The sequence below is a fragment of the Alphaproteobacteria bacterium genome, from assembly GCA_017308135.1.
Lineage (GTDB): Bacteria > Pseudomonadota > Alphaproteobacteria > CACIAM-22H2 > CACIAM-22H2 > Tagaea.
In genome coordinates, this window is sequence record JAFKFM010000015.1 from 1 (window position 1) to 17299 (window position 17299).

18 protein-coding genes and 1 riboswitch are annotated in these 17299 nt (G+C 64.5%); of the genes, 11 read left to right on the plus strand and 7 right to left on the minus strand.

Annotation, left to right across the window (positions count from 1 at the left end):
* The 8 genes from J0H39_24235 to J0H39_24270 form a co-directional block, all read left to right on the plus strand.
* Window positions 1-540: flagellin (locus J0H39_24235; GenBank protein ID MBN9499870.1), on the plus strand; the 540-nt coding region annotated here is incomplete at its 5' end.
* A 249-nt stretch (window positions 541-789) separates the two neighbouring features.
* Entirely contained in the window at window positions 790-1608 is an 819-nt protein-coding gene (locus J0H39_24240) for a flagellin (protein ID MBN9499871.1), read from the plus strand.
* Window positions 1609-1781: 173 nt separating this feature from the next.
* Complete coding sequence (locus J0H39_24245) at window positions 1782-2600, plus strand: flagellin (protein MBN9499872.1); 819 nt, start codon at window positions 1782-1784, stop codon at window positions 2598-2600.
* Between the two features lie 106 nt (window positions 2601-2706).
* Window positions 2707-3537: a flagellin gene (locus J0H39_24250; GenBank protein ID MBN9499873.1), complete on the plus strand. Its 831-nt coding sequence runs from the start codon at window positions 2707-2709 to the stop codon at window positions 3535-3537.
* Between the two features lie 261 nt (window positions 3538-3798).
* Complete coding sequence (locus tag J0H39_24255) at window positions 3799-4617, plus strand: flagellin (protein ID MBN9499874.1); 819 nt, start codon at window positions 3799-3801, stop codon at window positions 4615-4617.
* 231 nt (window positions 4618-4848) lie between these two features.
* Entirely contained in the window at window positions 4849-5862 is a 1014-nt protein-coding gene (locus J0H39_24260; protein ID MBN9499875.1) for an ABC transporter substrate-binding protein, read from the plus strand.
* A 4-nt stretch (window positions 5863-5866) separates the two neighbouring features.
* Complete coding sequence (locus J0H39_24265; protein MBN9499876.1) at window positions 5867-6805, plus strand: isopenicillin N synthase family oxygenase; 939 nt, start codon at window positions 5867-5869, stop codon at window positions 6803-6805.
* Complete coding sequence (locus J0H39_24270; protein MBN9499877.1) at window positions 6802-7200, plus strand: VOC family protein; 399 nt, start codon at window positions 6802-6804, stop codon at window positions 7198-7200. Before J0H39_24265 ends, J0H39_24270 begins: the two co-directional genes overlap by 4 nt.
* Here the strand turns inward: J0H39_24270 and J0H39_24275 are convergent.
* The 6 genes from J0H39_24275 to J0H39_24300 are packed head-to-tail and all read right to left on the minus strand — an operon-like array spanning window position 7197 to window position 13132.
* A complete protein-coding gene (locus J0H39_24275) occupies window positions 7197-8225 on the minus strand; it encodes a hypothetical protein (protein ID MBN9499878.1) in 1029 nt (342 codons plus the stop codon). The genes J0H39_24270 and J0H39_24275 overlap by 4 nt on opposite strands.
* Window positions 8222-9313 (minus strand): GTP-binding protein, encoded by a 1092-nt coding sequence (locus tag J0H39_24280; GenBank protein MBN9499879.1) that lies wholly within the window; start codon window positions 9311-9313, stop codon window positions 8222-8224. Before J0H39_24280 ends, J0H39_24275 begins: the two co-directional genes overlap by 4 nt.
* A gap of 30 nt (window positions 9314-9343) precedes the next feature.
* Complete coding sequence (locus tag J0H39_24285; protein MBN9499880.1) at window positions 9344-10255, minus strand: ABC transporter permease; 912 nt, start codon at window positions 10253-10255, stop codon at window positions 9344-9346.
* A complete protein-coding gene (locus tag J0H39_24290) occupies window positions 10255-11175 on the minus strand; it encodes an ABC transporter permease (protein MBN9499881.1) in 921 nt (306 codons plus the stop codon). Before J0H39_24290 ends, J0H39_24285 begins: the two co-directional genes overlap by 1 nt.
* Entirely contained in the window at window positions 11176-12651 is a 1476-nt protein-coding gene (locus tag J0H39_24295) for a peptide-binding protein (GenBank protein ID MBN9499882.1), read from the minus strand.
* Between the two features lie 31 nt (window positions 12652-12682).
* Window positions 12683-13132: a DUF1636 domain-containing protein gene (locus J0H39_24300; GenBank protein ID MBN9499883.1), complete on the minus strand. Its 450-nt coding sequence runs from the start codon at window positions 13130-13132 to the stop codon at window positions 12683-12685.
* 94 nt (window positions 13133-13226) lie between these two features.
* Window positions 13227-13422: riboswitch (cobalamin riboswitch) on the minus strand.
* Between the two features lie 312 nt (window positions 13423-13734).
* Here J0H39_24300 and J0H39_24305 point away from each other — a divergent pair.
* The 3 genes from J0H39_24305 to J0H39_24315 all read left to right on the plus strand — a co-directional run bounded on the left by J0H39_24305 (window position 13735) and on the right by J0H39_24315 (window position 16668).
* Window positions 13735-14145, plus strand: a complete 411-nt coding sequence (locus J0H39_24305; GenBank protein MBN9499884.1) for an NUDIX hydrolase — start codon at window positions 13735-13737, stop codon at window positions 14143-14145.
* A gap of 38 nt (window positions 14146-14183) precedes the next feature.
* A complete protein-coding gene (locus tag J0H39_24310; GenBank protein ID MBN9499885.1) occupies window positions 14184-14507 on the plus strand; it encodes a hypothetical protein in 324 nt (107 codons plus the stop codon).
* A 196-nt stretch (window positions 14508-14703) separates the two neighbouring features.
* A complete protein-coding gene (locus J0H39_24315) occupies window positions 14704-16668 on the plus strand; it encodes a methyl-accepting chemotaxis protein (protein MBN9499886.1) in 1965 nt (654 codons plus the stop codon).
* Between the two features lie 8 nt (window positions 16669-16676).
* Here J0H39_24315 and J0H39_24320 read toward each other — a convergent pair whose 3' ends face one another.
* Window positions 16677-17279, minus strand: a complete 603-nt coding sequence (locus tag J0H39_24320) for an SCO family protein (protein ID MBN9499887.1) — start codon at window positions 17277-17279, stop codon at window positions 16677-16679.
* Between the last annotated feature and the right edge of the window lie 20 nt (window positions 17280-17299).

The following is a 17299-nucleotide window of genomic DNA, read 5'->3' on the forward strand; positions in this document are numbered from 1 at the left end:
GCCAAGATCACGCAGCTCGCCGACGGCTCCATCGGCAACTCGCAGCGCACGATCTACGCCGCCGATTTCAGCGCGATGACGAACCAGATTTCGAACTTCATCGCGCAGGCCAACTACAACGGCGTGAACCTGCTGTCGAACAACTCGGCGGCCAAGACCTTCCTGGCGGATACCTCGGCCGCGACGCTGACGATGACCAGCCGATCGGCGGTGCACACGGCGTTCACGACCTTCGCCGCGTCGTCGGTGTCGTCGGTCACCGCTGCCACCGCGGCGCTGACCTCGCTCACCACTTTCTCGAACGCCGTCGCGGCCTCGCTCGGCCAAAACGCGGCCGACACGCGTACGCTGCAATTGCAGTCGAACTTCGTGAACTCGGTGGTCGACGCCACGACGACCGGCCTCGGCGCCATCGTCGACGCCGATATCGGCAAGGCTTCGGCCTCCGTCCAGTCGCTTCAGGTTCGCCAGCAGTTGGGCATCCAGTCGCTGTCGATCGCCAACCAGCAGCCTTCGGTCCTGCTGGGCCTGTTCCGCTAAGCGACAAGTTTTGCGCGGTAAAACGAACGCCACCGCTTGCCGATATTTTAGGCAGCGGCGGCGTTACGATTTTCTAAACAATCATTATAAAACAACAAGATAACGCTCACGCATTTAATCCGAAAATCGGATATCCCGTTACATTTTGTAGTTTGACAGTGACAAGCGACAGGAATATTTTCGGCATCGTCGATATACGACACCGGATCGCAGAAGCGGCCCGGACATCTTCCAGAAGGAACCACGACCATGACGAATTCCGTCAATACGAACGTTGGTGCGCTTGTGGCTTTGGCCTCGCTGCGCACGACTCAATCGGCTCTTTCCGTCGCGTCGAAGCAGGTGCAGACCGGCTATCGCGTGTCGGACGCGCAGGACGACGCGTCGACCTTCTCGGTCGCGCAGGGCATTCGCGGCAACCTTCAGGCTTTCTCGGCCGTGCAAGGTTCGCTGGCGAACGGTGTCGGTCTCGGCACCGTCACGCAGGCCGCGCTGACCAACATCTCGGATCTGGTCGGCAACCTCCAGGCCAAGATCACGCAGCTGGCTGACGGCTCCATCGGCAACAGCCAGCGCACGATCTACGCCGCCGATTTCAGCGCGATGACGAACCAGATTTCGAACTTCATCGCGCAGGCCAACTACAACGGCGTCAATCTGCTGTCGAACAACTCGGCCGCGAAGACGTTCCTCGCCGACACCTCGGCGACGACGCTGACGATGCAGAGCCAGTCGACGGTGCACACGGCGTTCACGACCTTCGCGCAGTCGGCGGTTTCGTCCGTCACGGCGGCGACGGCGGCCCTCACCTCGCTGACGACCTTCGCCAACTCGGTGGCCTCGTCGCTGGGTGCCAACGCCGCCGACACGCGTTCGATGACTCTCCAGTCGAACTTCGTGAACTCGGTGGTCGACGCCACGACGACCGGCCTCGGCGCCATCGTCGACGCCGATATCGGCAAGGCCTCGGCTTCGGTGCAGGCGCTCCAGGTCCGTCAGCAGCTGGGCATCCAGTCGCTGTCGATCGCCAACCAGCAGCCTTCGGTTCTGCTGGGCCTGTTCCGCTAAGTCCAAACGAAAACTCTCCGATCGGACGAACGGGGGCGGTGACAACCGCCCCCGTTTGCATTGTGCGAATCAGGTTTTGACTTCGCCGCAACGTTTAGTTACAGTTCTGACAGCCGAAAATCGGCCCCGGATCGCAGAAGCGGACCGGACATCTTCCAGAAGGAACCATAACGATGACGAATTCCGTCAATACGAACGTTGGCGCGCTCGTGGCTTTGGCCTCGCTGCGTACGACTCAATCCGCGCTCTCCGTCGCCTCCAAGCAAGTCCAGACCGGCTATCGCGTCTCGGATGCGCAGGACGACGCGTCGACCTTCTCGGTCGCGCAGGGCATTCGCGGCAACCTTCAGGCTTTCTCGGCCGTGCAAGGCTCGCTCGCGAACGGTGTCGGTCTCGGCACGGTCACCCAGGCCGCGTTGACCAACATCTCCAACTTGGTGGGCAACCTCCAAGCCAAGATCACGCAGCTGGCCGACGGCTCGATCGGCAACAGCCAGCGTACGATCTATGCCGCCGATTTCAGCGCGATGACGAACCAGATTTCGAACTTCATCGCGCAGGCCAGCTACAACGGCGTCAACCTCCTCTCCAACAACTCCGCCGCCAAGACCTTCCTGGCGGATACCTCCGCGACGACGCTGACGATGACCAGCCAGTCGACGGTGCACACGGCGTTCACGACCTTCGCGCAGTCGGCGGTTTCGTCCGTCACGGCGGCGACCGCGTCGCTCACCTCGTTGACGACTTTCGCCAACTCGGTGGCCTCGTCGCTGGGTGCCAACGCCGCCGACACGCGTTCGATGACTCTCCAGTCGAACTTCGTGAACTCGGTGGTCGATGCCACGACGACCGGCCTCGGCGCCATCGTCGACGCCGATATCGGCAAGGCCTCGGCTTCGGTGCAGGCGCTCCAGGTTCGCCAGCAGCTGGGCATCCAGTCGCTGTCGATCGCCAACCAGCAGCCGGCGGTGCTGTTGGGCCTGTTCCGCTAAGACCGGCCCAGCGATACCAAACGGCGTTTTTCCGCATTTTTTGCGGAGGAAAAGCGGACGCGGGAGGAGACTCCCGCGTCTTCTTTTTTTGGGGTAGATTCACCCCATGGCCAGTTCGATCAATTCCATCAACACCAACGAGGGCGCCTATCGCGCGCTATCGTCGACGCGCAGCCAATCGGCGGCGTTGCAGCAGGCGCAAAAGCGTCTGCAAACGGGATTGCGCGTCGCCGATGCGGCGGACGACGCCTCCACTTTCGCCGTCGCGCAAGGTTTGCGCGGCGATCTGCAATCCTTCACCGCCGTGCAAAGTTCGCTCGCCAACGGCGCGGGGCTCGGCTCGGTCACGCAAGCGGCCCTCGGCCAGGTCTCGGATCTGTCGAACCAATTGCAGCAGCGTTTGACGCAGCTTTCCGACGGATCGATTTCGGCGCAGCAGCGCGCGACCTATTCCGCCGACGTGCAATCGCTGACCAGCCAGATCCAAACCACGATTCAGCAAGCCGGGTTCAACGGCCAGAATCTTCTGCAAGCCGGGGCGAGCGGCACGTCGTTCTTGGCCGACACGAATGGCGCCAGCATCTCGGTTTCCGGCCAAGGGCAAGTCGGCGCGGGCGCCACCACGCTGCAAGGGGCGATCGACACGTCGAGCGCCGCGACATCGCAGGCGAGCCTCGGCGCGTTGCAGAATTTTCAAAATACCATCGCGCAGGCTGCAGCCAATAACGCCGCCGATACGCGCGGCCTCGTCCAGCAATCCAGGCTTACCAATTCGATTTCCGACGCGGTGACGATCGGTTTGGGCGCGCAAGTCGATGCCGATATCGGCGCTTCGGCCGCGCAGGCTTCGGCCCGCCAAGTCGGAAGGCAGCTCGCCTTCACCAGTCTGGGCCTTGCCAACAGCCAGCCCAGCGCCCTGCTCGGGCTCACCCGCTAACCTCATTCCTGAGACGCATAATTGCGGTAATATATTAGCTCGTTAATTATGGCTAATTTTATCTTTATTTGAATTAACTAGATTCTGATTTCTCCAAGCATAACAAGGGCTTGCCGGTTCCGTAGATTTTACGTTAATATCTCATTGCTCGGCAGTCCGTGGACGCGGCGTCGTCGGCCCAACCCCGTCAAGAGGGAACGGCGACACGGACTCCAGGTTCGACAGAAGTCGAAACCACATAGACCAGAAAGGGACCAACTAATGACGAATTCCGTCAATACGAACGTTGGCGCATTGCTTGCGCTATCGTCGCTCCGCAGTACGCAGACCGCTCTGCAAACTGCGTCCAAACAAGTCCAGACCGGCTATCGCGTTGCCGATGCGTCCGACGACGCGTCGACCTTCTCGGTGGCGCAAGGTATTCGCGGCAACCTGCAGGCTTTCTCGGCCGTGCAAGGCTCGCTGGCGAACGGTGTCGGCCTCGGCACCGTGACCCAAGCCGCGCTGACCAACATCTCGGATCTGGTGGGCAACCTCCAGGCCAAGATCACGCAGCTCGCCGATGGTTCGATCGGTAACAGCCAGCGTACGATTTACGCCGCCGACTTCAGCGCGATGACGAACCAGATTTCGAACTTCATCGCGCAAGCCAGCTACAACGGCGTGAACTTGCTGTCCAACAACTCGGCCGCGAAGACGTTCCTCGCCGACACCTCGGCGACGACGCTGACCATGGCCAGCCAGTCGACGGTGCACACGGCGTTCACGACCTTCGCGCAGTCGGCGGTTTCGTCCGTCACGGCGGCGACGGCGGCCCTCAGCTCGCTGACGACCTTCGCCAACTCCGTGGCCTCGTCGCTGGGTACGAACGCCTCCGACACGCGTTCGATGTCGTTGCAGTCGAACTTCGTGAACTCGGTGGTCGACGCGACGACGGCCGGCCTCGGCGCCGTCGTCGACGCCGATATCGGCAAGGCCGCGGCGTCCGTCCAGGCGTTGCAGGTCCGTCAGCAGCTGGGCATCCAGTCGCTGTCGATCGCCAATCAGCAGCCCGCCGTGCTGCTGGGCCTTTTCGGATAAGGCCGGCGCTTCGCCGTCGACCTTTCGCCGAGCACGACAGAAAAAAGAAAGGCCCCGCACGCCGGCGGGGCCTTTCGTATTCTCGGGCGCCGTATTGGACGCCTTCCCCAAAAGTTGAGCCGCATCTGGCCTTTTGCACATCGCCGCAAGCCGCGCGCGGCACGCAAACTGCACGCCTCCGGGATCGCTTTTCGACCCCATGGGAGGTATCCAATGACGAATTCGCTCCGTATCGGCCGCCGTTCTCTGCTTCTCGCCGCCCCGGCCGTCGCCCTGGGCCTGGGATCGGCGCGCGGCCAGACCGCGAAATTCCGGTTCAATCTCGGCTGGCGCGTCGAAGCCTCCGCCGCCGGCTATCTCGTCGCGGCCGAACGCGGCTATTACCGCGAAGAAGGCCTGGACGTGACCATCGATGTCGGCAACGGCTCGGCGGGTGCGATCTCGCAGGTCGCGGGCGGCGCCTATGACGGCGCGACCGCCGACATCCCGTCGATGATCCAGCACAATCTCGCCAATCCCGGCCGCAAACTGATCTGCGCCGCGATCCAATACGACACGAACCCGAACGCACTGATCGTCAAGGCGGACTCGCCCATCAAGGCGCCGCGCGACTTCATCGGCAAGAAGGTCGCGGGCCAGCCCTTCAATGCCTCGCGCGCCCTGTTCCCGATCTTCGCGCGCGCGCAAGGCCTGCCCGCCGGCGCGGTGCAATGGCAATCGGTCGATCCGGGCTTGGGCAACCAGCTTTTCCTGAAGGGCGAAGTCGACGCGGTCGCGTTCTTCTATTTCACCGGTTTGCTGAATCTCAAACTCGCCGGCTTGCCGCTCGAGCAGATGCGCACGTTCCGTTATTCGGATTACGGCCTCAAAGGCTACGGCAACGCGATCATCGTCAATCCGGCGACCAACCCGCGCGCCATCTCGGGCTTCGTGCGCGCGGCGACGCGCGGCTGGCTCGATTGCATCGCCGACCCCGATGCGGGCGGCAAGGCGGTGAAGGCGCGCGACTCCCTCGCCGATCAGGCGATCGAAACCGAACGCCTGAAGATGATGGTCGAAGGCACGATGGTGACGCCCGACACGCGCCTTTATGGCTGGGGCGGCGCATCGCCCGCGCGCTTGCAGGCGACGATCGAGGAAACGCTGCTCGCCTACAATCTCCAAGGCAGCTTGACGCCGGACGACATCTTCACCAGCCAGTATCTGCCCGCCGCCGCCGATCGCACCCTGCGCGTGAAGAGCTAACGCGATGGGCATTCCGGTCGTCAGCCTCGCGAAATCCGACCTGGAGATCGCCGCCGCCATCCGTGCGGCGGCGACCGCCCACGGATTTTTCTACATCGTCGATCACGGCGTCCCGCAAAGCCTGATCGACGCGCAATACGAATGGGCCAAGCGCCTGTTCGCTTTGCCCGAAGCCGCCAAGCGCAAGATCTCGCTGTTCAACTCCAAGGCCAAGCGCGGCTGGGAAGCGATCGGCGATCAAACCTTGGACGCCGAAGCCGAGCCCGACCGCAAGGAAAGCTTCTATTGCGGCGTGCCTTACGGGCCCGAGCATCCTTACGTGAAGGCCGAGCTCAACGGCTACGGCGCCAATCAATGGCCCGAGGAATTGCCGGAGATGGCGGAATCCTGCGCAGCCTATATCGCCGCCACGACGAAAATCTGCGAAGGGCTGATGCGCCACCTCGCCCGCTCGCTCGATCTGCCGCCCACGCAATTCGACCACACGATGGCCGAGCCGATGATCACGCTGCGCCTGCTGCGCTATCCGCCGCATCCCGCGGATGCCGGCGCCAACGTGTTCGGCGCGGGTGCCCACACCGATTGGGGGGCGATCACCGTGCTGGCGCAGGACGACAGCGGCGGCTTGCAAGTGCTCGACGCCGACGGGAAGACGTGGCTCGACGCCACCCCCATTCCCGGCAGTTTCGTCGTCAATCTCGGCGACATGATTCCGCGCTGGACCAACGGGCTCTATCGCTCGAACCTGCATCGCGTGATCAACAAGGCGTCCGCGCATGATCGCTATTCGGTGCCGCTGTTCTACAGCCCGAATTATCACGCAAAGATCGAAGCCCTGCCCGGCACGGTCATTCCCGGCGAGACGCCGCTGCACGAGCCCTGCACCGCCGGCGAACATCTCGCCGAGATGTATCGCAAATCCTACGGGTTGAAGGCCGCATGACGAAGCTCGTCAGCATCGACGTCAATTTCTTCTGCGCCGATCCCGTCGCGTTGATGGGCTTCTATCAAGCGCTGCTCGGCTTGCCGGAAGTCGAAGCCTCGCGCTCGCCGATCTATCGCGCGCTGCGTTTGGGCGAGACCGAATTCGGCTTCAACAAGACTGACGCGTATCCGGTCTTGAACCTCGCCGACCGCGTGCCCGGCGACAAAGGCGTGAAGGCCTATCCGACCTTCGTCGTGCCGGCGGAACCGGCTATCGACGCCCTCGCCGCCAAGGTGACGGCGCTAGGCGGCAAAATCATCAAGCCGCCCTATCGCACCTACTACGGCGCGTGGCAGGTCGTGGCCGAGGATATCGAAGGCAACGTGTTCCGGCTCAACTGCCGGGCGGCCTAACTCTTGTTCTTCAGGTCGAACACGACGGCATAGCCGTCTTCCGCCCCCGCGGCGATGCGCCAGCCGTCCGGCGACCAGGCCATCGCGCGGATCGGCTTTTGTATGTCGGCCGGTGCGCGCAGTTCGAGATCGCGGCGGCTATCCATATCGCCCAAACGCAGCGCGCCGTTTTCGAACCCGCCGCAGACGAAGCCGCTGTCGGGATGCGCCACGATGCCGGTCATTCCCGCCCCGTCGCCGAACCCGTATTCGACCGGCGGCTGGCCTTCGGGACCTTTGCCCGAGAAATCCCAGCACACGAAGCAATCGGCGGCGTCGGACAGCAGAAAGCGCGCATCGGCCGTCCAGGCGAGCGTCTTCACCTTGGTGCGATAGCCCGCCATCTGCATGTCCTGTCCGTTGGCGAGGCGCCAGACATGGATCGCGTTGTCCTGCGTCGTCGTCGCGAGGAATTTGGCATTGGGCGCGTATTTGATCGCGACGTGGCTGCCCTTCCACTCCATCTTGCGCGGCGCACTGGCGGGATTGCGCACCTGCCAGATCGAGGCCCCGCCGTAATGCGCCGCCGCTACGCGGCTGCCGTCGGGGCTGAAATCGAGCGCGGTGATCGTGCTGGGATGGGGGCCGAGCTTCTTGGGTTCCGTCCCGCCCGGCGCCCAATACCAGATTTCCTTGCCCACGCCGCAAGCGATGCCGCCGTTCTTATGCGTGGCGAGCGCGTCGATCCAGCGGCCTTGTGCCTTGCCGATTTCCGCGAGCGACCCATCGACGCCGATGCGCACCAAACGCCCGTCGTCGCCGCCCGACACGAACGACACGCCATCGGGATGCGGCGCGAAAGACAGGCTGGCGCCGTTATGCGCCTCGACCTCGCGCGTCGAATTGTCGGCGATCGTGACGAGCTTGACGAGGCCGGAGCCGAGCGCAAACGCCGCCGTTTCGCCGTCCGCCGAAAATGCCGCGCCGGAGACGTAAGCGGCGAAATCGAACTCGCGCTTCGCGGGCAGTTTGACCGTTTCGCTCATGCCGCTTTGCAGGATTCGAAGCCGGATTTCAGCGCGTCGGCATCGAGCTTGCGGCCGATGAACACGAGCTTCGATTGACGCTTCTCGCCTTTGCGCCAGTTCTGGCCCCAGGTCGAATCCGCGATCATATGCACGGCCTGGAACACGAAACGCTGTTCGGCCCCGTCGATCGACATGACGCCCTTGGCGCGCAGGATATTCTGGCCTTGCGTCTGCAACACGCCGGAAATCCAGGTGCGGAATTTCTCCGGATCGACCGGCCCGTCGATCACCGCCGCGACGGAGAAGATGTCGTCGGCATGGCGCGGGTGTGCATGGGCATGATGGGAATGATCATGCGTGGGATCGTCGCAATGATCGTCGTGGCAGTCTTCGCCATGGTGGTGATGATGATCATGTCCGTGATGATCGTGGTCGTGATCATGGTCATGGCCATGCGCGTGATCGTGCAGGAAATGCGGATCGAGCTCCAGGATGCGCTGAAGATCGAACGAACCCTTGTTGAGGATCAATTCGAGGGCGATCTCGCTCTTCTTCGTGCGATGCAGGCGCGCATAGGGATTGATCTCGCGGATGCGGCGCTCGACGGCGCTCAATTCCGCCGGCGTCACCAGATCGGTCTTGTTGAGCAGGATCACGTCGGCGAAGGCGACTTGATCTTCCGCCTCGCGGCTGTCTTCCAGGCGCAGCGGGAAATGTTTGGCGTCGACCACGGTCACGACCGCGTCGAGCTTGGTCTTGGTCTTGACCTCGTCGTCGGTGAAGAAGGTCTGCGCGACCGGGGCGGGTTCCGCCAAGCCCGTCGTTTCGACGATGATGCCGTCGAATTGGCCGCTGCGCTTCATCAAGCCGCCGATCGTGCGGATCAGATCGCCGCGCACAGTGCAGCAGATGCAGCCGTTGTTCATCTCGAAGATTTCTTCGTCCGTGCCGACCACGATGTCGTTGTCGATACCGACCTCGCCGAACTCGTTGATGATCACGGCGTATTTCTTGCCGTGGCTCTCGGTCAGGATGCGGTTCAGCAGCGTGGTCTTGCCCGCCCCCAGATAGCCGGTGAGGACGGTGACGGGAATTTGCTCGGTCATGGAATGGGTGCTCCGGGTTCTCCCCCGGATTTAGCCCGTCCGGCGCGCGGTTTCCACCCCTGTGGCAACAGGGTTATCGGCGGCGCCATGGACATGCAGATCCGCGCATTCCAGGGCGGCGGCGGTATCGCCGGAGCTGGCGGGAACCCGCGCCCCCCGATCCTGGCCCAAAGCGGTGCGCAAAGCCGCGCACGTCACCACGACGGCAAAGCCGGGCCACAGCATCAAAGCCGGGTGATCGAACATATAAAGCCGGTATTCGAACAGCATCGCCCCCCAATCCGGGCGGCTGGAATCGGCGCCGAGGCCCAAAAAAGCCAACGCGGCATAGGCGATGACGATCCGCCCGAGCTTGGCGCCCAAATAGGCGAGCTGCGTGTCGAGCACGGCGGGCAGAACATGGCGGAACATCAGCCGGGATTTGGTGCCGCCCAAGGCGCGCGCGGCCTGGACATAAGGCTCGGACAACGCGCGCCGCGCCAAACCGTCGGCGAGCAGCGCGTAAGGTCCCCACGCACCCAGGCCCAACGCGATGCCGGCGGTGACGGCGTCGAAACCAAGAAGCGACACGATCGCGATAGCGACGACCAACGTGGGCATCACGCTGGCGAACTCGGCCACGCGCAGCAGCGCGCCGCGCAAAATGCCGGACGTACTCGCCGCCGCGAGTCCGACCGCGAGCCCCAGCATCACGCACATCGTCGCGACGATGCCGAGTGCGAGGAACGTGCGCCCCATCCCCGCCATCAAGCGCGCGAGCACATCGCGGCCGAGATGATCGGTGCCCAGCCAATGCGCGAGTGTCGGCGCGCCATGCCGGTTGAGCATGTCGATCGCGTCGGGTGCGTAAGGCTGCCACACGGCGCAGATCAATGCCGTGCCTGCGAGTGCGGGCAGCACCCATAGACGACGCTCGACGATGGCGGGCGCATGATGCGACATCAGCGCAGCCTCGGATCCAGAAGATGGCGCGCACCCGCCGCGACGAAGGCGATCGCCAGCATCCATGCCGCCGCGACGACGATATAGGCTTGCAGCACGAAGTAGTCGCGCATGGCGATGCTATCGACCAGGAACGTGCCCAGGCCCGGCAGGCCGAACACGACTTCGACGACGGCGGTCCCGCCGACGACCCAGCCCGCTTCGGCCGTCAACGCCGCACTCAAGCCGAGGCGCGCGTAGCGCCCGCCTTGCGCTTCCAGCGCCGTATCCGGATCGGCGCCCTTGGCCAGCGCCGTGCGGAAATAATCGGCGCGGCTCACTTCGGCGAGGCCCGCGCGATAGACCTGCGCCAACGGTCCCAAACCGGTGAAGGCGACGATCAGGATCGGCAGCACGTAACGCGCGGGCCCCTCGCCCAGCACATCGATCACGCGCAATTCGACCGCGAAAAACCATAGCAGCAAGCAACCGAGCCAAAAGGCCGGGATCGCTTGCGCACCCAGCGTGGCGGCATCGAGCACGCGCGCGGCCCAACCGTTCGGGCGTTTCGCGGCCCCGCGCGCGAGCGGTCCCACGGCGAGCAACGCCACGAACAAACCGCCGAAGCCGACGATTAGACTGACCGGCAAACGCTTGGCGAACTCGTCGAGGATTGGCGCGCCGGTCTTGAACGACCGCCGCCAATCGCCGGTCAGAAAATCGCCGAGCCACGCCGCGTATTGCAGCGGCAAGGCCTGGTCGAGGCCCCATTCGCGATGCAGGGCCGCGACCGTGTCGGGATCGGCGGCTTGGCCGAACGCCACGAGGCTCAATACCGCCGGATCGGCGGGCATCGCGCGCACGACGGCGAACGCGGCGAGACTGGCGAGCCACAGCAACAGCAGGGCTCGCAATCCTTCCGCGATCGCCGCGCGCGGCATTTACGGGCTCGCGCGCAGATCGGCGCGCAACACGTAATAGTCGGACGGGTACGGCACGTACGACGCCGCACGTTTCGACAGGCCGACATGCCAGACCGGCGTCATCAGGTAGACGACCGGCGCCTGCGCGAAGACGAGTTGCTCGATCCCTTTGAGCGCCGCGGCGCGGGCGGGGGCCGCGTCGATCTCGCGCAAGCGGTCCAGCGCCGCATCGACTGGGGCGCTGGCGAACGACATGAAATTGGTCGCCGAGGTCGAGCGCAGATATTGCTCGAACACGAAGGCACCGTCGCCGCCAGGGGCCGCGTGCATCGCCCAAAGCGCGGCGTCGTAGCGCTTGGCCTGAAGCTGCGGCGAGATCGCTTCCGTCACCTCGATGCGCACGCGAAAACCGATCCGCTCCAAACTCGCGCGGATCACCGGGGCGATGGTCACGAGATCGGGGCGCTGCGGATAGGTCGTCAGCGTGAACTCCAGCGCGCGCCCGTCCTTCATCCGCTGACCGTTCGCCCCCGCCTTCCAGCCCGCGTCGTCGAGCAGTTTTTCCGCTTCGCGCGCGTCATGCTTGCGCGGGCTTTCCGACGCGAATGGGAACACGCGCGGGAACATGCCGGTCGCCGTTTCGCCGCCATTGGCGGCGGCGATCAGCATGGAACGATCGATCGCGAGATCGACCGCTTGGCGCACTTTCACATCGTCGAAGGGCGCGCGCTGCGTGTTCAGCAGCGCCATGTATTGATAGGCGACCGGCGTCGACTTGATCGTCAGTTCCGGCCGCCGCTTCAAGCGCGGCAGCGTTTCGGGCGCGAGGTTGAACGCGATATCGACCTCGCCGCTTTCAAGCCCGAGGGCCAGCGTCTGCGCATCGCCGATCCGGCGGATCGTGACGGCGGGCCGCGACGCCACGTCGCGATAGAACGGGTTGGGTTCGAGGCGCAGACTCTCGCCGCGCTTGAACTCGACCGCGCGGAACGGCCCGGTCATGCTCGCATTCGTGCCGTCGAATTTGTGGATCGCGAGCGGAAACTCCGCGAGCACGCTTTCGATCGCCGCGACGGGGCGTTCGGGACGCAAGCGCAGCTCGCGCGCGTTCAGCACGTCGAGGGCGGGCGTACCGATCTGACCGCGCGCGCGCGGATTTTCCTTGGTCGCGCGGTCGAGCGACGCCTTCAACGCGGTCGCGTCCAAGAGCGAACCGTCGGCGAATTTGAGATCGGGCTTCAAACGAATGATGAAGCTTTCGCCATCCCGCCGCACGCTTTCGGCGAGGTTCGGCACGATGCGGCCTTCGCGGTCGACGGTGAACAACGTCTCCGCCACGCCATGCGATTGCAGCGCCCAACCGGCGACGCCTTGGGCGGGATCGAGGGAGTCGGTCAGGAAGCCCTGCCCGACGACGAGCGGGCGGGTTTGCGCGTCGGCCGGAACGGCCGTGAGAGCGAGTGCGGCGGCGGCCGCGAGAATACGGAACTGCATGTTTCGACCCCTTCGGGAGGAAAGTGTTATACTATAACAAATCTTGGACGCCAGGCTTTTCATCAAGGACCAAGGGTCCTTTCCAGCCGGGCGGCGCGATGCGGGCGAGAATTCCGGCGCGTAGCGGCTCGGGCCGTTCCTTGCGATCGAGGAATCCGTCGATGCGGTCGCGATACATCAGGAAGGCGTCGATCACGTCGCCCGCATGGATCGCGGGATCGAGATCCCCGAACAGGAAGGTGAAGCGCTTGGCGCCGCCCGCGAACGCGACCGTACAGGCGCGCGTGCATTGGCTTTGGCAATAGATGTCGCGCCGATGCACATCGCCGAGCCCGCGCTTGGCGAGTTCGGCGTCGATGGCTTGCGCGAATTTGCGCCCCGGCCGTTCTTCGAGCGGACCTTCCCAGCCCGGCGGCCGGCAGCGGTTGCAGACGTCTAATGTTGGCGATGGCAATGTTGGTGGTGGCGAGTCTTCAGACATTTCGGGCGGAACCCCTGTTTCGGTTCGCCACAGACGAGAGGACGGATTGCGATTTCCGCCTTGTCGCACCGGGACACCCCGCCCGATACGCTCGCACGTGACCGACGTCGATGGCAGGTCTCCTGGCTCGCGGGTCGTCGCCGAACCGTCGCCTTCCCGGCGTTCCGCGCCAGTGGCAATTTGACGATCCGGCTCGCCGCTCACAGTTGCGGGGGCAGCCGCGGATGAAGGCCCTTACGAGCCCGCGCCGCGTTCCCTCTAAGAGCATGACCAGGCGGGATTGAATCGTCTGCGTTGGGTTTCCGGCGCGTGCGAACCGCGAGGCGCGGTCCGAAGCCGATAGTGGTTCTATCGGCGAGGACCGCAACAAAGCGGGCGCCCGCCGGAACCCAACCCGAAGGGCCGCGTACTTTTGCGTCGCGGGGGTGTCGAAGGGCTCGCGCGTAGCACCACTACGCGACTTCGCCCTCCTCCTACCCGCGACGCAAAATTCCTGCGGCGCAGACGGCTCACTCCCACCTGGTCATGCTCTCATCCCTGGCGGGAACCATCGCGCGCACGGTGCTTGTCCGGGTCGGGCTTGTCAAGGTACCCAAGGCGCCATGTTTCTGCCCCGGCCCGCCGCTATCGCGATCGTCCCGCACCAAGGCAAGGTGCTGCTGGTCCGCCGCGCCAATCCGCCCGATCCGGGACGCTGGGGATTTCCGGGCGGCAAGATCGAACCGGGCGAGACCTATATGGCCGCGGCAATCCGCGAACTGGCGGAGGAAACCGCCGTGCGCGCCGAAGCCTTGCGCGCGATCGATGCGCTCGACGTGATCGTGCGCGACGAAACCGGCGATCTCAAATTCCACTACGTGCTGGTCGCGGTGCTGTGCCGCTTTATCGACGGCACGCCGGTCGCCGGCGACGACGTGCACGATTCCGGCTGGTTCGATCCGGCCCAAATCGCCGCCACCCCGCAAATATTCCTGGACCGGGTGGCGGGTTTGGCCCAGCGGGCGCTGGCTTGAGGGCTCGGCCGCCGGGTGGTACTCTTTAGTCCATGGAAATGATCGCCACCCCGGGCGGCGGCGTTTTGTTGCGCAATCCCTATTTGCAGCAGCAGCTCGCCACCAATCAGGCGCAGACCGGAACCAACGTGTTCCAGCAGGTCGCGGCGGCGGCGGCGCAACGCACGGTCAACGTCGTTCAGCAAACGCAAACCTCGTCGGGCGCGCAAGCGACCGGCCAGACCGAGAATTCGCGCGAAAGTCGTTCGTCGTCCGAAACCGGGCGCGCGGGCGATACGCTGACGAACTCGGTGCTTTCCGTCGCCGCGCGCGGTGCGGCCGCGCGCCAAGGGCGCGGCATGCAGCTCGACGTTACGGTCTGAAGACCTTCGCTTCTTCGGCGCGATCTGCATATTCGGTACGACATTCCTTGATTGGGGCGCACCTTTGGATACGCGCACATCGTCACAATTCCCAAATCGGCTTATCTTTTTTCAGCCTGCGTTCATCGGCCGCCGCTAAGCGGTCGATATGTCGCCGCGTCCTCCCGCGGCATGCCTTCGGAAAAGGGGCCAAGCCATGAATTTCTTCGCGTCGCTTTTGTCGCGGCTGCGCATGCGCGGCAAACTCGGCATCATCTGTGCGATCGCGGTCGCGGGCTTCGTCGCGGTCGGCGCGCTATTCCTGTTCCAGGAACGCATCCTCGCCGAGGTTCAACAGATCGAAGAACGCGCGGCCGAACGCAAAGAAGCGATTTTGCGCTTCGACTCTGAACTGCTGCAGTTGCGCCGCAACGAGAAGGACTTCCTGCTGCGCAAAGAGCTGCGCTACGCCGAGATGCACGCCAAGTCGCTCGAGGCCGCGCGCAGCCGCGTCGAGGGTTTGAAGGCCGGTGTCACGGGCGAATTGGGCGCGCTTTATGCGCGCGTGGACGGTGAATTCGCGAACTACCGAACCGCGTTCGACGACGTGGTCAAAACGCAGCGCGATATCGGCCTGACCGCCGACGACGGCAAATGGGCCGCTATGCGCGCCGCCGCCAAAACGGTCGAAGACGCGCTCGAGAAAATGGCGGCCGACGCGCTGACGAGCGGGCTGCTGCAATTGCGCCGCAACGAAAAGGATTTCATGCTGCGCGAACTGCCGGCCGACTACGAACAATTCGGCAAATCGGCGGCGGCGCTCGAAAGCGCCATTCGCGCGCGCGTGCCGGCCGGCGCCGCAGCGGCGCTGCTCGCCGACATCAAATCCTATACGGATACGTTCGAGGCGCTGGCCGCGTCGATCCGCAATCGCGCGGCCGTGACGCCGAAGATGAGCCAAGCCTACGCCGCGATCGACCGGGTTATCGACGAACTCTTCAAGATCGAGTTGGCGCAGGCCGAGACACGGCTCGCCGCCGCCGCGAGCCGTCTCGCGAGCTTGCGCGCGACGATCGGCATCTCCATCGCCGTGATCGCAATCGTCGTCGTGGCGCTCGCCATGCTGATCGCCGCCGCCATCGCGCGCCCGCTGGTTCACATCACGGGCGAGATGACCAAGCTCAGCGCCGGCGACACAGACATCGCCGTCACGGTCGCGGGCAAGGACGAGGTGACCGATCTTGGCCGCGCCCTCATCGCCTTCCGCGACAATCTGGTGCGCCAGCGCGACTTGGAAGCCCAAGCCCAAGCCCGCCAGCAGGCCGATCTCGAACGCGGCCGGAAGATCCGCCAACTGACCGACGAATTCCGTACCACGGTCGCCGGCATGATCCAGACGACCGGGGAGTCGGTGTCGAGCCTGCAAGGCACGGCCGGCGATCTGACCAAGATCTCGTCCGACGCGCTGCAATTGGCCGTCGCGGCGGCATCGGGCGCCAACGAAGCCTCGTCCAACGTGCAGACGGTCGCCTCGGCCTCCGAAGAGCTCGCCGCGTCGATCGCCGAGATTTCGCGCCAGCTCGCCAGCTCGACCGAAAGTGCGGGCAAAACGGCGGCGCTCGCCGGCGAAAGCGAGCAGCGCGTGCGCGAGCTCAGCGAAGCCGCGAAAAAGATCGACAGCGTCGTGACGCTCATCAATACGATCGCCGGGCAAACGAATTTGCTGGCGCTCAACGCCACGATCGAATCCGCGCGCGCGGGCGAAGCCGGCAAGGGTTTCGCCGTCGTCGCCAACGAAGTCAAAACCCTCGCCTCGCAAACCGCGCAGGCGACCAACGAAATCGCCGCCCAGGTTCAAACGATCCAGCAGCGCACCGACGGCGTCGTCGAGGCGATGACCGCGATCGGCGAAGCCGTGCGCGGCATTTCCCAGATGACGGCGGCCGTGTCGGCGGCGGTCGAGGAGCAAAGTGCGGCGACGCGCGAAATCGGGCGCAACGTCGAACAGGCCGCCCAAGGCGTGGAAGAGACCAACCGCGCCATCAACGGCGTGCGCGATGCGGCCGAACGCACGGGATCGAGCTCCGGCGTCGTGCTCGACGCCTCGCAGCGCGTATCCGACAAGAACGGCGAACTCAGCCGGGCGGTCGCCGCGTTCCTTGATTCGGTGCAGGCGGCCTGACGGCCGTTCTATCGAACACGGCGGCGAAGCCGCTCGGCGATTTTGTCGGGCGGCGTTTCGTGGCTGAAATGGTCGAGATACTTGCCGTCCGGCCCCATCAGATAGATCAGCGACGTGTGATCCATCAGATAGTCGCTCGTCCCCGGCGGCGTGACCTTGCGATAGAACACGCGATACGCCTTCGCGGCCGACGCGACTTGCGCGGCCGAACCGGTCAACCCGATCAAACGCGGATCGACCGCTTCGACGTAAGACTTCATCTGCGCGACCGTGTCGCGATCGGGGTCGACGGTGACGAAGATCGGCTGCACGCGTTCGGCGAGCGGGCCGATATCGTCGAGCGCTTGAGCCATGCCCAGCAGCGCGGTCGGGCACGCATCCGGACAGAAGGTGAAGCCGAAATAGATCATCACGAACTTGCCGCGAAAATCCGTGTCGCGGCGTGCGGCGCCGTTTTGGTCGATCAGCTCGTAGGGCCCGCCGATCGCATCGCCGGCCAACGTCGCCGGATCGGGCGCATGCCCCGACAGCCAGAATTGATGTGCCCAGAAGGCGCCGAGACCGACGATGGCGCCCAGCGCGACGAAGCGGATGGTCTTGAGGATGTTCATAGGTCGCGAAGCTAATCGGA